Source organism: Streptomyces canus, from assembly GCF_030816965.1.
Lineage (GTDB): Bacteria > Actinomycetota > Actinomycetes > Streptomycetales > Streptomycetaceae > Streptomyces > Streptomyces canus_E.
Map to the genome: position 1 here is coordinate 2,559,137 of NZ_JAUSYQ010000002.1, position 18,282 is coordinate 2,577,418.

The window sequence follows — 18,282 nt, forward strand, 5'->3', positions numbered from 1 at the left end:
ACGCTCAGGTGTCGAACCGCGCCGCCTTCAGGAACTCCGGCTTCGGGTCCAGCGCGGCCGCCAGCCGGAAGTGACGCCTGGCCTGGTCGGTCCGGCCCTGCCGCTCATAGGTACGGGCGAGTGCGAAGTGGGCGAAGGCATTGTCCGGCTCGCGCTCCAGAACGATGGTGAACTCCAGCTCGGCGGGCCGCAGTTGCGCGGCGGCGAAGAAGGCACGCGCGCGCAGCAGCCGGGCAGCGGTGTTCTCCGGGTGGGCGGCGATGACGGAGTCGAGCAGCTTCACCGCGCCCCGCGGGTCCCGCGCGGAGAGCAACTGCTCGGCTGCGCGGAAGTCGATGACATGCGTCTCCGGAGTACGTCCGGTCGATCCGCTGGTCTCGGGCACGGCAAAGTCCTTCCCTCACTGGAAGGGTTCAACGCCCGGACAGGGGGGTGCTATTCCTGAGACGTCCGGGACGCGCGTGCCCGGCGTACGAGATCGCCCCATACCTCCTGTACGCGTCGCCGCAGCACTTCCAGGGGTACGTCGTTGTCGATCACGACGTCCGCGATCTCCAGGCGCTTCTCGCGTGTCGCCTGGGCTGCCATACGCGCGCGTGCGTCCTGCTCGGTCATGCCACGCAGCCTGACGAGCCGGTCGAGCTGGGTCTCGGGGCTCGCGTCGACGACGACCACGAGGTCGTAGAGCGGCGCGAGGGCGTTCTCCGCGAGGAGCGGCACGTCGTGGACGACGACGGCGTCCTCGGCTGCGGCGGATTCGAGCTCGCGGGAGCGGGCGCCCACCAGCGGATGCACGATCGAGTTCAGTACGGCCAGCCGGTCCGGGTCGGCGAAGACGATGGAGCCCAGCTTGGGGCGGTCGAGGCCGCCGTTCTCGGCGAGTACGTCCTCGCCGAAGGCCTCCACGACCGCGGCGAGGCCGGGCGTGCCCGGCGCGACGACCTCGCGCGCGATGCGGTCCGCGTCGATCAGGACGGCGCCGTGCTCCACGAGGAGCCTCGACACCTCACTCTTGCCGGCGCCGATACCGCCGGTCAGGCCCACCTTCAGCATGACCGGAAGCCTAGACGCTCGGCCTGGGGGCGATGCGGGGTGGTACGGGAGGAGACCTGGGGCGCGTGCCTCAGCTGTCGCCTTCCCGTTCGGCCAGGAAGCGCTCGAACTCCAGGCCGATCTCGTCCGCCGACGGGATGTCCACCGGCTCGGCCAGCATGTTGCCCCTGGTCTCCGCGCCCGCCGCCGCGTCGTACTGGTGCTCGAGACCCTGGACGAGGGCCACGAGATCCTCGTCGCCCTCCTGGATCTGGCGCTCGATCTCGGTCTGGGTGCGGTGGGCGTCGGTGCGCAGGGCGTGGGCGATGCCGGGCAGGACCATGCCGGTGGCGGCCGTGATGGCCTCCAGGACGGTCAGGGCCGCGTCCGGGTAGGTCGAGCGCGCGATGTAGTGCGGAACGTGCGCCGCGACGCCCAGGACGTCGTGACCGGCCTCCATGAGCCGGTACTCGACCAGGGCCTCGGCACTGCCGGGCACCTGCGCCTCGTCGAAGGGGCTGCGGTGGCCGGGGACGAGGTCATGGCGGTTGCCGTGCGGGGTGAGACCGACGGGGCGGGTGTGCGGGACGCCCATCGGGATGCCGTGGAAGTTCACGGACAGCCGGACGCCGAGCCGCTCCACGATCTGCTGGACGGCCGCGGCGAAGCGTTCCCACTCCACGTCCGGCTCCGGGCCCGACAGCAGCAGGAAGGGCGCTCCGGTGGCGTCCTGGACGAGCCGCACGTCGATCGTGGGCTCCTCGTACTCCGTCCAGCGGTCGCGCTTGAAGGTGAGCAGCGGACGGCGGGCGCGGTAGTCGACGAGCCGGTCGTGGTCGAAACGGGCCACGACCTGGTTCGGCAGCGAGTCGAGCAGCCGGTCGACGATCTGGTCGCCGGTCTCGCCCGCATCCATGTATCCGTCGAAGTGGTAGAGCATGACCAAGCCGGCCGACTCCTGGGCGAGCGCCATGTCTACAACGGCGAGGCCCTTGGGCTCCCATGCGTACAAACCCTGCGGATCAAGCACTGTGACCGCTCCTCCTCGTGTTCATACGCGTCAACGCGCCCTGGAACAGCGGCATTCCCACCCGGGCCCTTGATCAGGCCATCTCTTACGCCCTTTTCATGACAGAGGGAGAAACAACGCGCCCCGTCAGGGGCGCGGGGCTGTGTCGATATGCGGCTCCGCCGCGTGGCCGCGACGAGCCCCCACCGGCCGTCGGACAAACGCTGAAGGACCGCACCCCGAAAGGTACGGCCCCTCAGTCAAGAGCTACTGCTCAGTGGGCGTCAGCTCTGCCCACCGGCCAGCTTCTCGCGCAGCGCGGCAAGCGCCTCGTCCGAAGCCAGCGCGCCGGAGGTGTCCGCACCCTCGGAGGAGTACGAACCGCCACCGCCGCCGCCACCACCGGCGGCCGGAGCCGCACCCGCGGCGTCCCCGCCCTCGGCGGCAGCAGCCGCGTCGGCCTCGCGGGACTTGATGACCTGCTGCTGGTGCTGCTCGAAGCGGGTCTGCGCCTCGGCGTACTGGTGCTCCCACGCCTCGCGCTGGGTCTCGTAGCCCTCGAGCCAGTCGTTGGTCTCGGGGTCGAAGCCCTCGGGGTAGATGTAGTTGCCCTGGTCGTCGTACGACGCGGCCATGCCGTACAGGGTCGGGTCGAACTCGACCGAGGCCGGGTCCGAACCGAACGCCTCGTTGGCCTGCTTCAGCGAGAGGCTGATGCGACGGCGCTCGAGGTCGATGTCGATGACCTTGACGAAGATCTCGTCGTTGACCTGGACGACCTGCTCCGGGATCTCCACGTGGCGCTCGGCCAGCTCGGAGATGTGGACCAGACCCTCGATGCCCTCGTCCACGCGGACGAACGCACCGAACGGAACCAGCTTCGTGACCTTGCCGGGCACGACCTGGCCGATCTGGTGGGTCCGGGCGAACTGCTGCCACGGGTCTTCCTGGGTCGCCTTCAGCGACAGGGAGACACGCTCGCGGTCCATGTCGACGTCGAGAACCTCGACGGTGACTTCCTGGCCGACCTCGACAACCTCGGACGGGTGGTCGATGTGCTTCCAGGAGAGCTCGGAGACGTGGACCAGTCCGTCGACGCCACCCAGGTCCACGAAGGCACCGAAGTTGACGATCGAGGAGACCACACCGGAACGGACCTGACCCTTCTGGAGGGTCGTGAGGAACGTCTGGCGAACCTCGGACTGGGTCTGCTCGAGCCAGGCACGGCGGGACAGGACCACGTTGTTGCGGTTCTTGTCCAGCTCGATGATCTTGGCCTCGAGCTCCTTGCCCACGTAAGGCTGAAGGTCGCGAACGCGGCGCATCTCGACGAGGGAGGCCGGCAGGAAGCCACGGAGGCCGATGTCGAGGATGAGACCACCCTTGACGACCTCGATGACGGTACCGGTGACGATGCCGTCTTCTTCCTTGATCTTCTCGATGGTGCCCCAGGCACGCTCGTACTGGGCGCGCTTCTTCGAGAGGATCAGGCGGCCTTCCTTGTCCTCCTTCTGGAGAACAAGGGCCTCGATCTCATCGCCCACGGCGACGACCTCGTTGGGGTCGACGTCGTGCTTGATGGAGAGCTCGCGGCTCGGGATAACGCCTTCGGTCTTGTAACCGATGTCGAGCAGGACCTCGTCCCGGTCGACCTTCACGATGACGCCGTCGACGATGTCGCCGTCGTTGAAGTACTTGATCGTCTCGTCGATCGCGGCGAGGAAGGCTTCCTCGTTACCGATGTCGTTGACCGCTACCTGCGGAGTGGTAGAGGTGGTCTCGGTGCTGCTCGTCATGTGGGAAAGGGCTCCGGTACGGACAGTGAGTCGTAGGTACTGCTTACGCCGGGAGCCTGTTTCGCTCTGCAGAAGCCGGACAGCCAAGGAAGCGCCACACAATCGCTGGTGGCGCCTCGACAACCGAGGGGACATACAACAGATGCGAGCGCAGCCTGCTACGTCTGAGGAGCGCAGGCCCGCAGCGCAACTTGTAGCATACGGGGGCAGCCGGACAGGGTCAATGCGCGAAGGCGCACACCCGGGGCGGATCGCCGCATACCCGGCAGAAAACCAGTCTCACGAGGCCACGCGGACCCGCCGACGTCCCATTCGTGACGTCGTCACGACGGTCGGGACGGAAGAGCCCGCAGACTAATACGAGGGAGCCGATCATCCAAGAGCCCGCATCGCACCAGCAGGAGACGGGTCCGGACGCGGAGTCGCAGGCCACCCGGCGTGACGCGGACGTCACCGAGAGCTCCCGGGCCAACCGGGGCTGGTGGGACCGCAACGCCGACGAGTACCAGGTCGAGCACGGCACGTTCCTCGGCGACGACCGCTTCGTGTGGGGCCCCGAGGGTCTCGACGAGGTGGAGGCCGAGCTGCTGGGCCCGTCCGAGGACCTCAAGGGCCGGGACGTCCTGGAGATCGGCGCCGGCGCCGCCCAGTGCGCGCGCTGGCTGGCGGCGCAGGGCGCCCGCCCGGTCGCCCTCGACATCTCCCACCGCCAGCTCCAGCACGCCCTGCGCATCGGTACGTCCTTCCCCCTGGTGTGCGCCGACGCGGGCGCGCTGCCCTTCGCGGACGCCTCGTTCGACCTGGCGTGCTCGGCGTACGGCGCGCTGCCCTTCGTCGCCGACCCGGTACTGGTCCTCAAGGAGGTGCGGCGCGTCCTGCGCCCGGGCGGCCGCTTCGTCTTCTCGGTCACCCACCCCATCCGCTGGGCCTTCCCGGACGAGCCCGGCCCCGAGGGCCTCTCCGTCTCCGCCTCCTACTTCGACCGCACGCCCTACGTCGAACAGGACGAGCAGGGCCGCGCGGTGTACGTCGAGCACCACCGCACGATCGGCGACCGGGTGCGTGACGTGGTCGCCGGCGGCTTCCGCCTGGTCGACCTGGTCGAGCCGGAGTGGCCGGTCTGGAACACCTCGGAGTGGGGCGGCTGGTCTCCCCTGCGCGGGAATCTGATCCCCGGGAGTGCGATCTTCGTGTGCGAGCGCGACTGAGGCGCTCCGGCCGTCGTACGACACTGGGGACGTGATCCGTTACGACGCCCTGGACTCCCTTCCCGTACGCGGTGCCCTGCCCGCGCTGCGCGACGCCCTGGAAGGCCACGGAACGGCCGTCCTCGTCGCCCCGCCGGGCACGGGCAAGACGACCCTCGTGCCGCTGGCCCTCGCCGGCCTGCTGGACCCGGACGCACCCGCGCGGAAGGTCGTCGTCGCCGAGCCCCGCCGGATCGCCGCCCGCGCGGCGGCCCGGCGGATGGCGTGGCTGCTGGGCGAGAAGGTCGGCGCGAGCGTCGGCTACAGCGTGCGCGGTGAGCGGGTGGTCGGACGGCACGCGCGCGTGGAGGTCGTCACGACAGGCGTGCTGCTCCAGCGGCTCCAGCGCGACCAGGAGCTGGCCGGCGTCGACGTGGTGGTGCTCGACGAGTGCCACGAACGGCACCTGGACGCGGACACGACCGCGGCCTTTTTGTGGGACGTACGGCAGGCCCTGCGGCCGGAGCTGCGGCTGGTGGCCGCGTCCGCGACGACCGACGCGCAGGGGTGGGCCCGGTTGCTGGGCGACGCGCCCGTGGTCGAGGCGGAGGGTGTCCCGCATCCGGTGGAGGTCGTGTGGGCGCCGCCGGCCCGTCCGGTACGGCCGCCGCACGGCATGCGCGTCGATCCCGCACTGCTCACGCACGTGGCGTCGGTCGTACGGCGGGCGCTGTCCGAGCGGCAGGGGGACGTGCTGTGCTTCCTGCCGGGTGTGGGAGAGATCGCGCGCGTGGCCGGCCAGTTGGGCGGTCCCGGTGACGTGGAGGTGCTCCAGGTGCACGGCCGGGCTCCGGCGGCCGTGCAGGACGCGGTGCTGGCGGGCGGGGAGCGGCGGCGGGTGGTTCTGGCGACCTCCGTGGCCGAGTCGTCCCTGACCGTGCCCGGAGTACGGGTGGTCGTCGACTCGGGGCTCGCTCGGGAGCCGCGCGTCGACCACGCGCGCGGGCTGAGCGCACTGGCGACCGTACGGGCCTCGCAGGCGGCCGGTCGCCAGCGGGCGGGCCGCGCCGGACGTGAGGCGCCGGGTGCGGTGTACCGGTGCTGGGCGGAGGCCGAGGACGCCCGTCTGCCGCGCTTCCCGTCGCCGGAGATCAAGGTGGCCGACCTGACGGCGTTCGCGTTGCAGGTGGCCTGCTGGGGCGATCCGGACGCGTCCGGGCTGGCTCTTCTGGACCCACCGCCGGGCGGGGCGATGGCGGCCGCGCGGGGCGTTCTGACGGCCGTGGGGGCGGTGGACGCCGACGGACGGGCGACCGCGCGGGGCGTGCGCCTGGCCCGTCTGGGCCTGCATCCCCGGCTGGGGCGGGCGCTGCTGGACACCTCGGGTGCCGGCGCCGAGACGGTCGCGCTGCTGTCGGAGGAGCCGCCCCGGGAGTACGGCGACGACCTGGCGGCCGCCGTCCGGACCGCGCGGCGGGGCGGTGACGCCTATGCGGGACGGTGGCGGACGGAGCTGCGGCGGCTGCGGTCCGCCTCGGCGGAGTTCACCGAGCCGGCTGCCGGAAACGACGGTCTCGTCGCCGCGCTCGCCTTCCCCGAACGGGTCGCCAGAGCCGACTCGGGCTCCTATCTCATGGCCTCCGGCACCCGCGCCGAACTCTCCGACGGCTCCCCGCTGCGGGGCTCGCCCTGGATCGCCGTCGCCGTGGCGGACCGGCCCGTCGGAAGGGGGCACGCGCGTGTGCAGCTCGCCGCCGTGATCGACGAGGACACGGCCCGGTCGGCGGCCGCGTCCCTGTACTCCGAGCGCCAGGAGGTGCACTGGGCCGACGGGGACGTCGTGGCACGGCGGGTGGAGCGGCTCGGGGCGATCGAGCTCACGGCACGGCCGCTGAGAGACGCCGACGCCGTCCTCGTACGCGAGGCACTTCTCGAAGGGCTCCGCCAGGAAGGGCTACGGCTGCTGCGGTGGACACCCGACGCCGACGTACTGCGGCAACGGCTCGCGTTCCTGCACCACCACCTCGGCGACCCGTGGCCCGAGGTGTCCGAGGACGCGCTCCACGCGCGCGTGGACGAGTGGCTGGAGCCCGAGCTGAGCCGCGCCCGGCGACGGGCCGACCTGGCGCGCATCGACGCCGGACAGGCGCTGCAAAGGCTCCTCCCCTGGGCCTCCGGTGAGGCCACGCGACTGGAGGAGCTGGCGCCCGAACGGATCGCCGTACCGAGTGGGTCCAGGATCCGCATCGACTACGGCAGCCCCGAACAGCCCGTCCTCGCGGTGAAGTTGCAGGAGATGTTCGGGCTGCAGGAGTCGCCCCGGATCGCCGGCGTGCCCCTCCTCGTCCATCTCCTCTCCCCCGCCGGGCGCCCCGCGGCCGTCACCGCCGATCTCGCGTCCTTCTGGAAGGACGGGTACAAGGGCGTCCGGGCGGAGTTGCGCGGCCGGTATCCGAAGCATCCGTGGCCCGAGGACCCGGCGGGCGCCGAGCCGACGCGGCACACCAAGGCACGGCTCAGGCCGTGACCGGTTCGGGTTCCTCGGCCTTCATGGCGGCCGGGCGGCGGCTGCGGGCTTCCAGCCACAGCGACAGCGCCAGCAGCAGGAGGCCCAGGATCAGGAAGCCCCACGGCAGGTACGAGGTCATGAGGAGGACGAGGGTGCGGTTCGACTTGACCAGGTCGACCGTGTGCCTGATGTAGTCCTCGCGCATCTTCACGTCGCCGGCGAAGACGGTCACCTTGTCGCGGCCGCCGAGGAGGGTGCCGCCGCGCAGTTCCTCGGTGTGGAGCTCCTCGCCGTAGACGGGCGCGCCGGTGAGGGGTTCGACCCAGAACTTGCGGACCGTGGTGTACCAGCGGGTGGTGCCGGTCTTGGCGATGGACTCGGGGCTGATGCCCTGGACCGGCATGGTCTTCGGGAAGGGCACCTTGGTCCAGGGGATGGTCTGCTCGAAGTAGTAGACGTCGACGCCGCGGAAGGTCTGGGTGCCCTTGTAGTGGATGGGGGCCGAGGTGCGGGCCTGGGCATCGAAGTACTCGTAGTCCCGTTTCTCCGTCAGGAACGGGAACTTGAACTCGATGCCCGCGCGCTTGACCGGGTCGCCGTCGACCATCTCGCCGGTCGCGTGGACGGGTTCCTGGGTGTGGGCGTCGAAGATGTAGCGCTCGGGGATCTTGGAGACCATCTTGCCGTCGGGGCCGACCACGTAGGACAGGCCGTCCCAGACGACGACATCCTTACCGGCCGTCTGCTCGATCTTCTCCGAGGCCTCCACGTTGCCCTTGAGGGTCTGCACGATGGTGACCTTGGGGACCTTCTTCTCCTTCATTCCGTCGTTGTAGTCGATGAGGGTCGCGTCCTTGGCCTCCAGGACCATGTCCTGGTACTGGTTCGCGGGGATCTTGGCGAGGCGCGGGAAGGCGTACCAGCGCAGCAGCGGGGACAGCGCCGCGAAGAACACGGCGAGGGCGAGCAGGACCAGGCTGGTCTTGCGGCGCATCTCGGCCTCCCGGGGTCACGGGTGTGCGGGCACTGTGGTCAGCAGCGGTTTCGGGGACGTCCCGCCGGTCGGCGTGCCGAGTGCGGTGATGGTGAGGACCAGCGCGAACGCGAGGGCCAGACCGGTCGCGGCGGCGATCAGGGCGCGCATATCCACCTCCCGGCGCACAGGAACTGATACATCGTCAGGTCCGGCACGGTAGCAACGGGCGGGCGAGATGAGAACAGCTCGCGCACGGACGAAGGGCGCCCGCTCCGCCGTGGCGGAAAGGACGCCCTTCGAGGTGGCTCCGGTGGCTACGAACTCGCGCTGGGGCTGGGCGACGGGCTCGCGGAGGTCTGAGCGGCCGCCACGGTCAGCGTCACGTCGAGCGTCGCGCCGCCCGCGGTGGTGATGCGGAGCACGAAGGTGCCGGTGGCGTCGTCGGAGTAGAGCTGCGGCAGCTTCAGCAGGCCGTCGGCGTCCGTGGTGAGCCCCGTCAGGGTGCGGACGGTCTTGCCGTCGGCGTCCTTGAAGTAGGGGCCCTTGTCGTTCTCGGTCGCGTCGTCGGCCGACTTGATCAGGGTGGCGGTGGCGGCGACCTTGTCGGCGACGGCGTCCTTGTAGGTGGCCTTGACCTGGACCGCGTCGGCAAACTCGCCGCCCGGGGTGCAGGTCAGCGCGGTGTCGCTGGTGCGGACGAGGGTGTCGGCGACCCGCTGGGTGACGGTGGCCGAGTAGATCGGGCCGGTGACGGTACGGCCGATGAGGGTGGCGCGGACCGCGAAGGTGCCGGTGGTCTCGCCCGCCTGGAGCGCGGGCGCGGTGGCCACGCCGGAGCTGTTGGTCAGCGCGGTGGCGACCTTCTCGCCGCCGGTGAAGGCGGCGTCGGTGTCGCCGACGATCGTGTAGCGGATCCGGACCTTGGCGACGCCCTTGCCGGCGGCGTTCTCGGCCTTGGTGCTGATCTGCTCGGTGAACGCGTCGCCCGCCATGGCGGTGAGCTTCGCGGTGCCCGAGTCCTCCAGGTGGTCCACGGACTGGGTGGGGGTGACGGGAGTCGTCGGGGGCGGCGTGGTGGGAGTCCCCGAGGGGGGCGGGGTGGTCGACGGCGGGGTCGGGGTCGGCGAGCCGGGCGTGCTCGGCTTCGACGGGTGCGACGGGTTCGAGGTCGAGGGCGACGACGGCGAGGAGTACGAACCCCCGCTGCCGCTGCCGCCGTCGCTGCGGTTGTCCGGGATCGTGCCGGTGCCGTCGGGGATCTCGTAGGTGCCCTTGCGGAAGTACTCCAGCCACGACAGGACCGTGTTGAGGTAGGCCCGCGAGGGGTTGTAGCTGAGGATCGCTCTTTCCAGGTCGCCCTGGGTCGACAGGTCCCGGCCGTTGCGGCACAGGTAGTGACCGGCGGCGAGGGAGGCGTCGTAGATGTTGTTCGGGTCCTTCACCCCGTCGCCGTTGCCGTCGCGGCCCGCCCACGCCCAGGTGGACGGGATGAACTGCATGGGCCCGACGGCCGAGTCGTAGGCGCTGTCGCCGTCGTAGGCACCGTTGTCGGTGTCTCGGATCAGCTCGAAGCCGTTGCCGTCGAGCTGCGGGCCGATGATCCTGGAGGTCGTGGTGCCGTCGGCGTCGACACGGCCGCCGCGGGCCTGGCCCGACTCGACCTGGCCGATGGCGGCGAGGAGCTGCCAGGGCAGGTTGCAGCCGGGCTTGGACTCCTGGAGTTGGGCCGCGGCCTTCTTGTAGGCGTCGAGGACGGTCGCGGGTATGCCTGCCTCGGACTCGACCGGAGTGGAGGTGGAGGTGCCGTCGGTCGGCGCGGGGCTCGGGGTGTTCAGCGGCGGCAGGTCCGTGTAGTACGGCGATTTGCCGGTGGCGCCGCTGTCATCGGCGGTCGCGTCGGGAGAGGGCTGGGCGTCGGCGGCGGTGGATCTGCCGTTGTCGTCGGCCGTCACCCCCGGAGCCTGGGAGGCGGACAGTGCCGCGACCGCGGCCGCGGCCACGGCGGTGGTCACCGCTCCCTTGCGCAGCCTCCTGCCGAATTGCGCCGCCATAAAGTGAACCCCTCCCTCCTGTGGACGCCCGAGCGCCCTTGTCCGTCTGTCGCTCTCGTCCAGTTGTGACGGTCGTGCCACCCTGGAGGTTGCCCCTGTGACGCGCGGCAATTCCTGATGCGCACGTTCGACCGAGCTCCCCAGCGCGGTGACCCGTGTGACCCTACGACAACTTCCTTTTCGCGGACACCGGTTCGTGCCCGGTATTCACCGGTTGGCCATGTTCGATCGGTGCGGGCTCGCGTCGCTCATACTGGACGGAACCGATCACCCGGGCCGCCGCCCGGTCAACCCCCGCCGCGAGGAGCCCCGTTGCCGTTCACCCTGAGCCATGCGGCGGCGGTACTGCCCGCGGTACGCACCGACGGAACCGGGCGGCGCCGACTGGTTCCGGCCGTGCTCGTGGCCGGATCCTTCTCTCCCGACATGACCTATTACGCGGCAAGTGTCGTCTCTGGGGCGATGGAGTTCGGCACCGTCACGCACTCCTTCCCGGGCGTCTTCACGATCGACGTGCTCGTCGCCTGGGCGCTGGTGGGTCTGTGGCTGCTGCTGCGAGAACCACTGGTGGCGCTGCTGCCACGAGGGCGACAGGGCGGGGTGGCGACGCTGCTGCGCTGCGGGGCGCCACGCGCGCGCGTGAGTGCGGGTTTGGTCGCACGGTGGTATGTCTCCGCCGTCCTCGGGGCGCTGACCCATGTCGTGTGGGACGCGTTCACGCATCTCGACCGGTGGGGGATGCGGCTGTTCCCCGTCCTGGACCGCGAGGTGGCCGGGTCGCCGCTGTACTGGTACCTGCAGTACGGCGGTTCGGCGCTGGCCGCGGTGGTGATCGCCGTGTTCTGCGGGTACGCGCTGCGCCGGGCACCCGTGTCGGCCGAGCCGAGGGGCGTTCCTGTTCTGTCGGTGCGGGACAGGTGGTGGGCCGTGGCCGTGATCGGCGGGTGCATGACGGTGGGCGCGTTGCAGCGGGCCTCGCGGTGGTGGGCGTACTGGGGCTCCACCGCGAAGCCCTGGGAACTGATCCCGACCCTCTGCTTCGGCGCGGGCGCCGGCCTGGTGCTCGGGATACTCCTGTACGCCTTGGGGGTCAGGCTGTGGCGCCCGGCCCTGGTGTCCGGTGCCGAGGAAGAGGCCGGCCTCCCGCTCGCTCGCTGACGGGATCCCGGATCGCCATGAACACCGTCATGGTGGGCATCGGACGGGACCGGGGCAGCAGGGTGAGGGCAAGGGCCAGATAACTGAGCGCCAGCTCGGCCCACAGCCGAGGGCCGGACGGCTCTTCTTCCACGTGGTCCACGGCGTACCGGTCGCGGCAGGTGACGCGGTGCTGTAGCTCTGCGGCGGCATGGCGCAGAGTGGTGGTGAAGCGGGCCGGGATGCGAGGACTTGCCGCCCTGGCTCGCGCTCGGCGCAGGAGCGTCGCCAGGTCGAAGGGGATGCGGGCGGTGCTTGCCGCGGCCGCGTGGGCCGGAACGGGACGCTGCGCGGAGAACGGTGCCTGGTCGGCGTACGCCTGTGCGGGTGCCGTCCGGCGGTGGAGCATGCGTATACCCATGAGCGCATCCTGGCCGGGGGTGGGGTCGGGGGCGTTGTTGAGGGGTCCACGCGAGTGACGACGTGGGGGGCGCCTACGGGGTGCCACGCCGGTCCTCGGGCGGGCGCGGCTCCGTGGAGGCTGGTCGCGCAGCTCCCCGCGCCCCTGGGGGGGTTGCGCCCACCCGCGCCACGACGGACCGATCCCCACCTCGCGGACCACGCCGGACCGCTCGCCCCCGCGGGCCGGTAGCCGCACCGCGCGCCACGACGGGCCGTTGGCCGCGCACGGCGGGAAGGGGAGGGGTGGGATGTCCGCCCGCAGCGGCCGGCGTCCGTTGCCGAACACCACTCAAGGGGCCGAGCCGCCGGGCCGGGGACTGATACCCCTACCCCCACCGAACCCGCACAGGCGCCGCAGGCACCCCCGCTCAACCGCCGGAGGCTAGTGCGCGGCGGACTCCCAGTCCGGCCCGTCCCCCACCGAGACGCCCAGCGGCACGTTCAGATGCACGGCGTCGGACATTTCCCGGCGGACGATCTCCTCCGCGGCCTCCCGCTCCCCCGGCGCGATCTCCAGCACGATTTCGTCGTGGACCTGGAGCAGCATGCGGGACGCGAGGTCGGCCTCCCGCAGCGCACCGTCCACCTTGAGCATCGCGATCTTGACGATGTCCGCCGCGGTCCCCTGGATCGGCGCGTTGAGAGCCATCCGCTCGGCCGCCTCACGGCGCTGACGGTTGTCGCTGTTGAGGTCGGGCAGGTACCGCCGGCGCCCGAAGAGCGTCGCCGTGTACCCCGTCGCCCGGGCCTCGTCGACCGCCCGCCGCAGATAGTCCCGCACCCCGCCGAACCGCTCGAAGTACGCGTCCATGAGGGCCCGCGCCTCCCCCGCCTCGATGTTCAGCTGCTGCGAGAGCCCGAACGCGGACAACCCGTACGCCAGCCCGTACGACATCGCCTTGATCTTGCGCCGCATCTCCGCGTCGACCCCACCGGGCTCCACGGCGAACACCTGTGAGGCGGCGGTCGTGTGCAGGTCCTCCCCCGAGGTGAACGCCTCGATGAGCCCCTCGTCCTCGGAGAGGTGAGCCATCACCCGCAGCTCGATCTGGCTGTAGTCCGCGGTCATGAGGGACTCGAAGCCGTCCCCCACCACGAACCCCCGCCGGATGGCCCGCCCCTCGTCCGTGCGGACCGGAATGTTCTGGAGGTTCGGATCCGTCGACGACAGACGGCCCGTGGCCGCGACCGTCTGGTTGAACGTCGTATGGATACGCCCGTCCGCGGCGATCGTCTTGATCAGCCCCTCGACGGTCACCCGGAGCTTGGCCTGCTCACGGTGCCGGAGCATGATCACCGGCAGTTCGTTGTCCGTCTGGGTCGCCAGCCATGCGAGCGCGTCGGCGTCCGTCGTGTAGCCGGTCTTCGTCTTCTTCGTCTTCGGCAGGCCCAGCTCCCCGAAGAGGACTTCCTGGAGCTGCTTGGGCGAGCCGAGGTTGAACTCGTGCCCGGCCGCCGCGTGCGCCTCCTTCACGGCCTGCTGGACCGCGCCCGCGAACATCTGCTCCATGGCCTCGAGGTGGGCCCGGTCGGCCGCGATGCCGTGCCGCTCCATGCGAGCCAGCAAGGCGGAGGTGGGCAGCTCCATGTCCCGCAGCAGATCCGCGGCGCCGACCTCCTCCAGGCGGCTTTCGAAGGCCGAGCCCAGATCGAGGACGGCCCGGGCCTGGATCATCAGCGCCTCGGCCTCGGCACCGTCGTCCGCGCCGAAGGCGAGCTGTCCGTCGGCCGTCGCCGCGGGAGCCAGCTCCCGGCCCAGGTACTCCAGCGACAGCGCGTCCAGGTCGAAGGACCGGCGCCCCGGCTTGACCAGGTACGCGGCGAGGGCGGTGTCCATGCCGACACCGGCGACACTCCAGTCGTGCTCGGCGAAGACCCGCATGGCGCCCTTGGCGTTGTGCAGGACCTTGGGCCGGTCGGCGTCGGCGAGCCAGGCGACCCAGGCCCTCTCGTCGGCCTCGTCCAGCTGGGACGGGTCGAACCAGGCGGCCGCACCGCCGGACGCGGCGAGCGCGACCTCGGCGACCGAGCCGGTGCCGAGGGCCCAGGTGTCGACGGTGGCCAGGCCGAGGGGCTGCTGTGCGCCGTGCTCGGCGAGCCATCCGGCCAGCTCGCCGGTGCCGAGCACCGTGCCGTCCACCGCCACGCCGGGCGCGGCGACCGGGGCGCCCTCGGCCTCCTCGGCGCCCGGGTCGACGGCCAGCAGCCGTTCCCGCAGGGAGGGGTTCCTGATCTCCAGGGTGTCGAGGATCATCGCGAGCGACTTGCGGTCGTACGGGGCGCGCTCCAGGTCGATGACCGTCTTCGGGAGCTCAACCGTGCGCACCATCTCGGTGAGGCGACGGTTGAGCTTGACGGCCTCCAGATGGTCGCGGAGGTTCTGTCCGGCCTTGCCCTTGACCTCCTCGACGCGCTCGACCAGCTCCGCGAACGAACCGAACTGGTTGATCCACTTCGCCGCGGTCTTCTCGCCGACGCCGGGGATGCCGGGGAGGTTGTCGGACGGGTCGCCGCGCAGGGCCGCGAAATCGGGGTACTGGGCGGGCGTCAAGCCGTACTTCTCGAAGACCTTCTCCGGAGTGAACCGGGTCAGTTCCGAGACGCCCTTTGTCGGGTAGAGCACGGTGGTGTGGTCGGAGACCAGCTGGAAGGAGTCGCGGTCACCGGTGACGATCAGCACGTCGAAGCCCTCGGCCTCCGCCTGCGTGGCGAGCGTGGCGATGACGTCGTCGGCCTCGAAGCCGTCGATCGCGAAGCGCGAGACGTGCATCGCGTCGAGGAGCTCGCCGATCAGCTCGACCTGACCCTTGAACTCGTCGGGGGTCTTGGAGCGGTTGGCCTTGTACTCCGTGAACTCCTCGGAGCGCCAGGTCTTGCGGGACACGTCGAAGGCCACCGCGAAGTGGGTGGGGGCCTCGTCGCGCAGGGTGTTGGCCAGCATCGACGCGAAGCCGTAGATCGCGTTCGTCGGCTGGCCGGTCGCGGTGGTGAAGTTCTCCGCGGGCAGCGCGAAGAACGCGCGATAGGCCAGCGAGTGCCCGTCCATGAGCATCAGACGCGGGCGGCTGCCGCCGGGGCTGTTGTCGGTCTTCTTCGCTGCTGTCTCTGCCACGCCCCCGATCCTGCCACGCCCCACTGACAGTCAGACCCGCCCGCCGCCGACGGCACAGAAGGGGCAAGCTCTGCCGCCGCCTCCCGCAGCCCCGGCAAACGCCGTTGTCACCGGCGCGTGCGAGGATCGGAGACGTACCTCACATGTGTGTGCGAAGGAGAGAGTCCGATGGCCACGAAGCCGCCCAAGGGTGATCCGGTTCAGGACGCTCCGCAGGTCACCGAACCGAAGCACGCGGCGGCCGGCCTCCCGGCCATCGGCCACACCCTGCGGATCGCCCAGCAGCAGATGGGCGTGAAGCGCACCGCCCTGACCCTGCTGCGGGTCAACCAGAAGGACGGCTTCGACTGCCCGGGCTGCGCCTGGCCGGAGCCCGACCACCGGCACGCGGCGGAGTTCTGCGAGAACGGCGCGAAGGCGGTCGCCGAGGAAGCCACCCTGCGCCGGATCACCCCGGAGTTCTTCGCCGCGCACCCGGTCGCCGACCTCGCGACCAGGAGCGGCTACTGGCTGGGCCAGCAGGGGCGGCTCACCCACCCCATGTACGTCCCCGAGGGCGGCACCCACTACGAACCGGTGACCTGGGAGCGCGCCTTCGACATCATCGCCGAGGAGATCGCCGCTCTCGACTCCCCCGACGAGTCCGTCTTCTACACCTCGGGCCGCACCAGCAACGAGGCCGCGTTCCTCTATCAGCTCTTCGCCCGCGAGCTCGGCACGAACAACCTGCCGGACTGCTCCAACATGTGCCACGAGTCGTCCGGTTCGGCGCTCAGCGAGACCATCGGCATCGGCAAGGGCAGCGTCCTGCTCGACGACCTCTACAAGGCCGACCTGATCATCGTCGCCGGCCAGAACCCGGGCACCAACCACCCCCGCATGCTCTCCGCCCTGGAGAAGGCCAAGGCGAACGGCGCGAGGATCATCAGCGTCAACCCGCTGCCCGAGGCCGGCCTGGAGCGCTTCAAGAACCCGCAGACGCCCCAGGGCATGCTCAAGGGCGCCGCGCTCACCGACCTGTTCCTGCAGATCCGCATCGGCGGCGACCAGGCGCTCTTCCGCCTCCTCAACAAACTGATCCTGGAGACCCAGGGGGCCGTCGACGAGGCCTTCGTCCGCGAACACACCCACGGCTACGAGGAGTTCGCCGAGGCCGCCCGCGCCGCCGACTGGGACGAGACGCTCGCCGCGACCGGCCTCACGCGCGCGGAGATCGAGGAAGCCCTGCGCATGGTCCTCGCCTCCGAGCGGACCATCGTCTGCTGGGCCATGGGCCTCACCCAGCACAAGCACTCCGTGCCGACCATCCGAGAGGTCGTCAACTTCCTCCTCCTGCGCGGCAACATCGGCCGCCCGGGCGCCGGCGTCTGCCCGGTCCGCGGCCACTCCAACGTCCAGGGCGACCGCACCATGGGCATCTTCGAGCGCCCCGCGCCCGCCTTCCTGGACGCCCTGGAGAAGGAGTTCGGCTTCGCCCCGCCGCGCGAGCACGGCTTCGACGTCGTCCGCGCCATCCGCGCCCTGCGCGACGGCGAGGCCAAGGTCTTCTTCGCCATGGGCGGCAACTTCGTCTCCGCCTCCCCCGACACCGACGTCACCGAGGCCGCCATGCGGCGCGCCCGGCTGACCGTGCACGTGTCGATCAAGCTCAACCGCTCGCACGCGGTCACGGGCGCGCGTGCCCTGATCCTGCCCACGCTCGGCCGCACCGAGCGCGACCTCCAGGGCAGCGGCGAGCAGTTCGTGACCGTCGAGGACTCCATGGGCATGGTGCACGCCTCCCGCGGCCGCCTGGAACCCGCGAGCCGACAGCTGCTGTCCGAGCCCGCCATCGTGTGCCGGCTGGCACGCCGGGTGCTCGGTGAGAAGAGCCGGGTGCCGTGGGAGGAGTTCGAGAAGGACTACGCCACCATCCGCGACCGCATCGCCCGCGTGATCCCCGGCTTCGAGGACTTCAACACGCGCGTGGCCCGGCCCGGCGGCTTCACCCTCCCGCACGCCCCGCGCGACGAGCGCCGCTTCCCCACCGCCACCGGCAAGGCCAACTTCACCGCCGCGCCCGTCGAGTACCCCGAACTGCCCGAGGGACGGCTGCTGCTGCAGACGCTGCGCTCGCACGACCAGTACAACACCACGATCTACGGCCTCGACGACCGCTACCGGGGCATCAAGAACGGCCGCCGGGTCGTCCTGGTCAACCCCGAGGACGCCGACAGGCTCCGGCTCGCCGACGGCTCGTACGTCGACCTCGTCAGCGAGTGGAAGGACGGCGTGGAGCGGCGGGCACCCGGGTTCCGGGTCGTGCACTACCCGACCGCCCGGGGCTGCGCGGCCGCCTACTACCCCGAGACCAACGTCCTGGTGCCGCTGGACGCCACCGCCGACACCAGCAACACCCCGGCCAGCAAGTCCGTCGTCGTACGTCTGGAACAATCGGCGACCGACTGAGCGTTTGCTCAGCGCAGGCAGTCGTAGCGACCAGGACGAACGGAGCCCGCCCCATGGGTGAGCAGCAGCACGCCACGTTTCCTCAAGAGGTCATCGACGAGTACGCGGCGCTCGGCGTCGACCTCGTCGCCATGTTCTCGGCCGGCCACCTGGGCACCCGCATGGGCGTACAGATCGTCGAGGCCTCGGCGGAACGGGTCGTCGGCACCATGCCGGTCGAGGGCAACACCCAGCCGTACGGGCTGCTGCACGGAGGCGCCTCGGCCGTACTCGCCGAGACCCTGGGGTCCGTCGGCTCCATGCTGCACGCCGGGAGCTCGAAGATCGCGGTGGGAGTGGACCTGAACTGCACACACCACCGGGGAGCCCGCTCCGGACTGGTCACCGGAGTGGCCACACCGGTGCACCGGGGGCGCTCCACCGCGACGTACGAGATCGTGATCAGCGACGAGGAGGGTCGACGCGTCTGCACCGCCCGGCTCACCTGTCTGCTGCGGGACGCCCCCGGCCGCTGAGGCGCACACCGACTGGGCACGAGCCCCCGGCACCCCTACCGTTCTCCC

The 18,282-nt window shown here is 71.0% G+C and carries 14 protein-coding genes; 5 read left to right on the forward strand and 9 right to left on the reverse strand.

Features of this window, described 5'->3' with window-relative positions; all coding sequences use genetic code 11:
• Window positions 1–4: 4 nt before the first annotated feature.
• The 4 genes from QF027_RS12795 to rpsA all read right to left on the reverse strand — a co-directional run bounded on the left by QF027_RS12795 (window position 5) and on the right by rpsA (window position 3,837).
• The gene (locus tag QF027_RS12795; protein WP_306983001.1) at window positions 5–385 is read right to left on the reverse strand and encodes a tetratricopeptide repeat protein; all 381 of its coding nucleotides are present in this window, start codon (window positions 383–385) and stop codon (window positions 5–7) included.
• A 50-nt stretch (window positions 386–435) separates the two neighbouring features.
• Complete coding sequence (coaE, locus tag QF027_RS12800) at window positions 436–1,053, reverse strand: dephospho-CoA kinase (RefSeq protein WP_306982999.1); 618 nt, start codon at window positions 1,051–1,053, stop codon at window positions 436–438.
• Between the two features lie 70 nt (window positions 1,054–1,123).
• Window positions 1,124–2,062 carry a PAC2 family protein gene (locus tag QF027_RS12805; protein ID WP_306982997.1) on the reverse strand — a complete coding sequence of 313 codons (939 nt, stop codon included), beginning with the start codon at window positions 2,060–2,062 and terminating at the stop codon, window positions 1,124–1,126.
• 263 nt (window positions 2,063–2,325) lie between these two features.
• Window positions 2,326–3,837, reverse strand: a complete 1,512-nt coding sequence (gene rpsA / locus QF027_RS12810) for a 30S ribosomal protein S1 (RefSeq protein ID WP_057618420.1) — start codon at window positions 3,835–3,837, stop codon at window positions 2,326–2,328.
• A gap of 314 nt (window positions 3,838–4,151) precedes the next feature.
• Between rpsA and QF027_RS12815 the strand changes: the two genes are divergently transcribed.
• Both QF027_RS12815 and hrpB read left to right on the forward strand, forming a co-directional pair.
• Window positions 4,152–5,045 (forward strand): class I SAM-dependent methyltransferase, encoded by an 894-nt coding sequence (locus QF027_RS12815; protein ID WP_306982994.1) that lies wholly within the window; start codon window positions 4,152–4,154, stop codon window positions 5,043–5,045.
• 31 nt (window positions 5,046–5,076) lie between these two features.
• The gene (gene hrpB, locus QF027_RS12820; RefSeq protein WP_307074570.1) at window positions 5,077–7,551 is read left to right on the forward strand and encodes an ATP-dependent helicase HrpB; all 2,475 of its coding nucleotides are present in this window, start codon (window positions 5,077–5,079) and stop codon (window positions 7,549–7,551) included.
• Here the strand turns inward: hrpB and QF027_RS12825 are convergent.
• The 3 genes from QF027_RS12825 to QF027_RS12835 form a co-directional block, all read right to left on the reverse strand.
• Window positions 7,541–8,527, reverse strand: a complete 987-nt coding sequence (locus QF027_RS12825) for a DUF3068 domain-containing protein (protein WP_307074572.1) — start codon at window positions 8,525–8,527, stop codon at window positions 7,541–7,543. The genes hrpB and QF027_RS12825 overlap by 11 nt on opposite strands.
• A gap of 15 nt (window positions 8,528–8,542) precedes the next feature.
• Window positions 8,543–8,677 carry an SPW_0924 family protein gene (locus QF027_RS12830; RefSeq protein WP_106409822.1) on the reverse strand — a complete coding sequence of 45 codons (135 nt, stop codon included), beginning with the start codon at window positions 8,675–8,677 and terminating at the stop codon, window positions 8,543–8,545.
• Between the two features lie 146 nt (window positions 8,678–8,823).
• Complete coding sequence (locus tag QF027_RS12835; RefSeq protein ID WP_307074574.1) at window positions 8,824–10,560, reverse strand: lytic transglycosylase domain-containing protein; 1,737 nt, start codon at window positions 10,558–10,560, stop codon at window positions 8,824–8,826.
• A gap of 312 nt (window positions 10,561–10,872) precedes the next feature.
• On the opposite strand from QF027_RS12835, the gene QF027_RS12840 reads away from it, so the two are divergent.
• Window positions 10,873–11,718, forward strand: a complete 846-nt coding sequence (locus QF027_RS12840; protein WP_307074576.1) for a DUF4184 family protein — start codon at window positions 10,873–10,875, stop codon at window positions 11,716–11,718.
• Here QF027_RS12840 and QF027_RS12845 read toward each other — a convergent pair.
• Window positions 11,651–12,118 carry a hypothetical protein gene (locus QF027_RS12845; protein WP_307074580.1) on the reverse strand — a complete coding sequence of 156 codons (468 nt, stop codon included), beginning with the start codon at window positions 12,116–12,118 and terminating at the stop codon, window positions 11,651–11,653. The genes QF027_RS12840 and QF027_RS12845 overlap by 68 nt on opposite strands.
• Before the next feature lie 423 nt (window positions 12,119–12,541).
• Window positions 12,542–15,271 (reverse strand): DNA polymerase I, encoded by a 2,730-nt coding sequence (gene polA, locus QF027_RS12850; RefSeq protein ID WP_307074582.1) that lies wholly within the window; start codon window positions 15,269–15,271, stop codon window positions 12,542–12,544.
• A 168-nt stretch (window positions 15,272–15,439) separates the two neighbouring features.
• Here polA and QF027_RS12855 point away from each other — a divergent pair, with 168 nt between their 5' ends.
• Complete coding sequence (locus tag QF027_RS12855) at window positions 15,440–17,719, forward strand: FdhF/YdeP family oxidoreductase (protein ID WP_307074584.1); 2,280 nt, start codon at window positions 15,440–15,442, stop codon at window positions 17,717–17,719.
• 53 nt (window positions 17,720–17,772) lie between these two features.
• Complete coding sequence (locus tag QF027_RS12860) at window positions 17,773–18,234, forward strand: PaaI family thioesterase (RefSeq protein ID WP_069763116.1); 462 nt, start codon at window positions 17,773–17,775, stop codon at window positions 18,232–18,234.
• Window positions 18,235–18,282 lie beyond the last annotated feature (48 nt).

Bases quoted from the DNA above. Each gene is read 5' to 3' on its own strand.
- QF027_RS12835 (WP_307074574.1), bottom strand. From the start codon at position 10,560: ATGGCGGCGCAATTCGGCAGGAGGCTGCGCAAGGGAGCGGTGACCACC.
- QF027_RS12855 (WP_307074584.1), top strand. From the start codon at position 15,440: ATGGCCACGAAGCCGCCCAAGGGTGATCCGGTTCAGGACGCTCCGCAG.
- rpsA (WP_057618420.1), bottom strand. From the start codon at position 3,837: ATGACGAGCAGCACCGAGACCACCTCTACCACTCCGCAGGTAGCGGTC.
- QF027_RS12860 (WP_069763116.1), top strand. From the start codon at position 17,773: ATGGGTGAGCAGCAGCACGCCACGTTTCCTCAAGAGGTCATCGACGAG.
- QF027_RS12830 (WP_106409822.1), bottom strand. From the start codon at position 8,677: ATGCGCGCCCTGATCGCCGCCGCGACCGGTCTGGCCCTCGCGTTCGCG.
- QF027_RS12845 (WP_307074580.1), bottom strand. From the start codon at position 12,118: ATGGGTATACGCATGCTCCACCGCCGGACGGCACCCGCACAGGCGTAC.
- coaE (WP_306982999.1), bottom strand. From the start codon at position 1,053: ATGCTGAAGGTGGGCCTGACCGGCGGTATCGGCGCCGGCAAGAGTGAG.
- QF027_RS12825 (WP_307074572.1), bottom strand. From the start codon at position 8,527: ATGCGCCGCAAGACCAGCCTGGTCCTGCTCGCCCTCGCCGTGTTCTTC.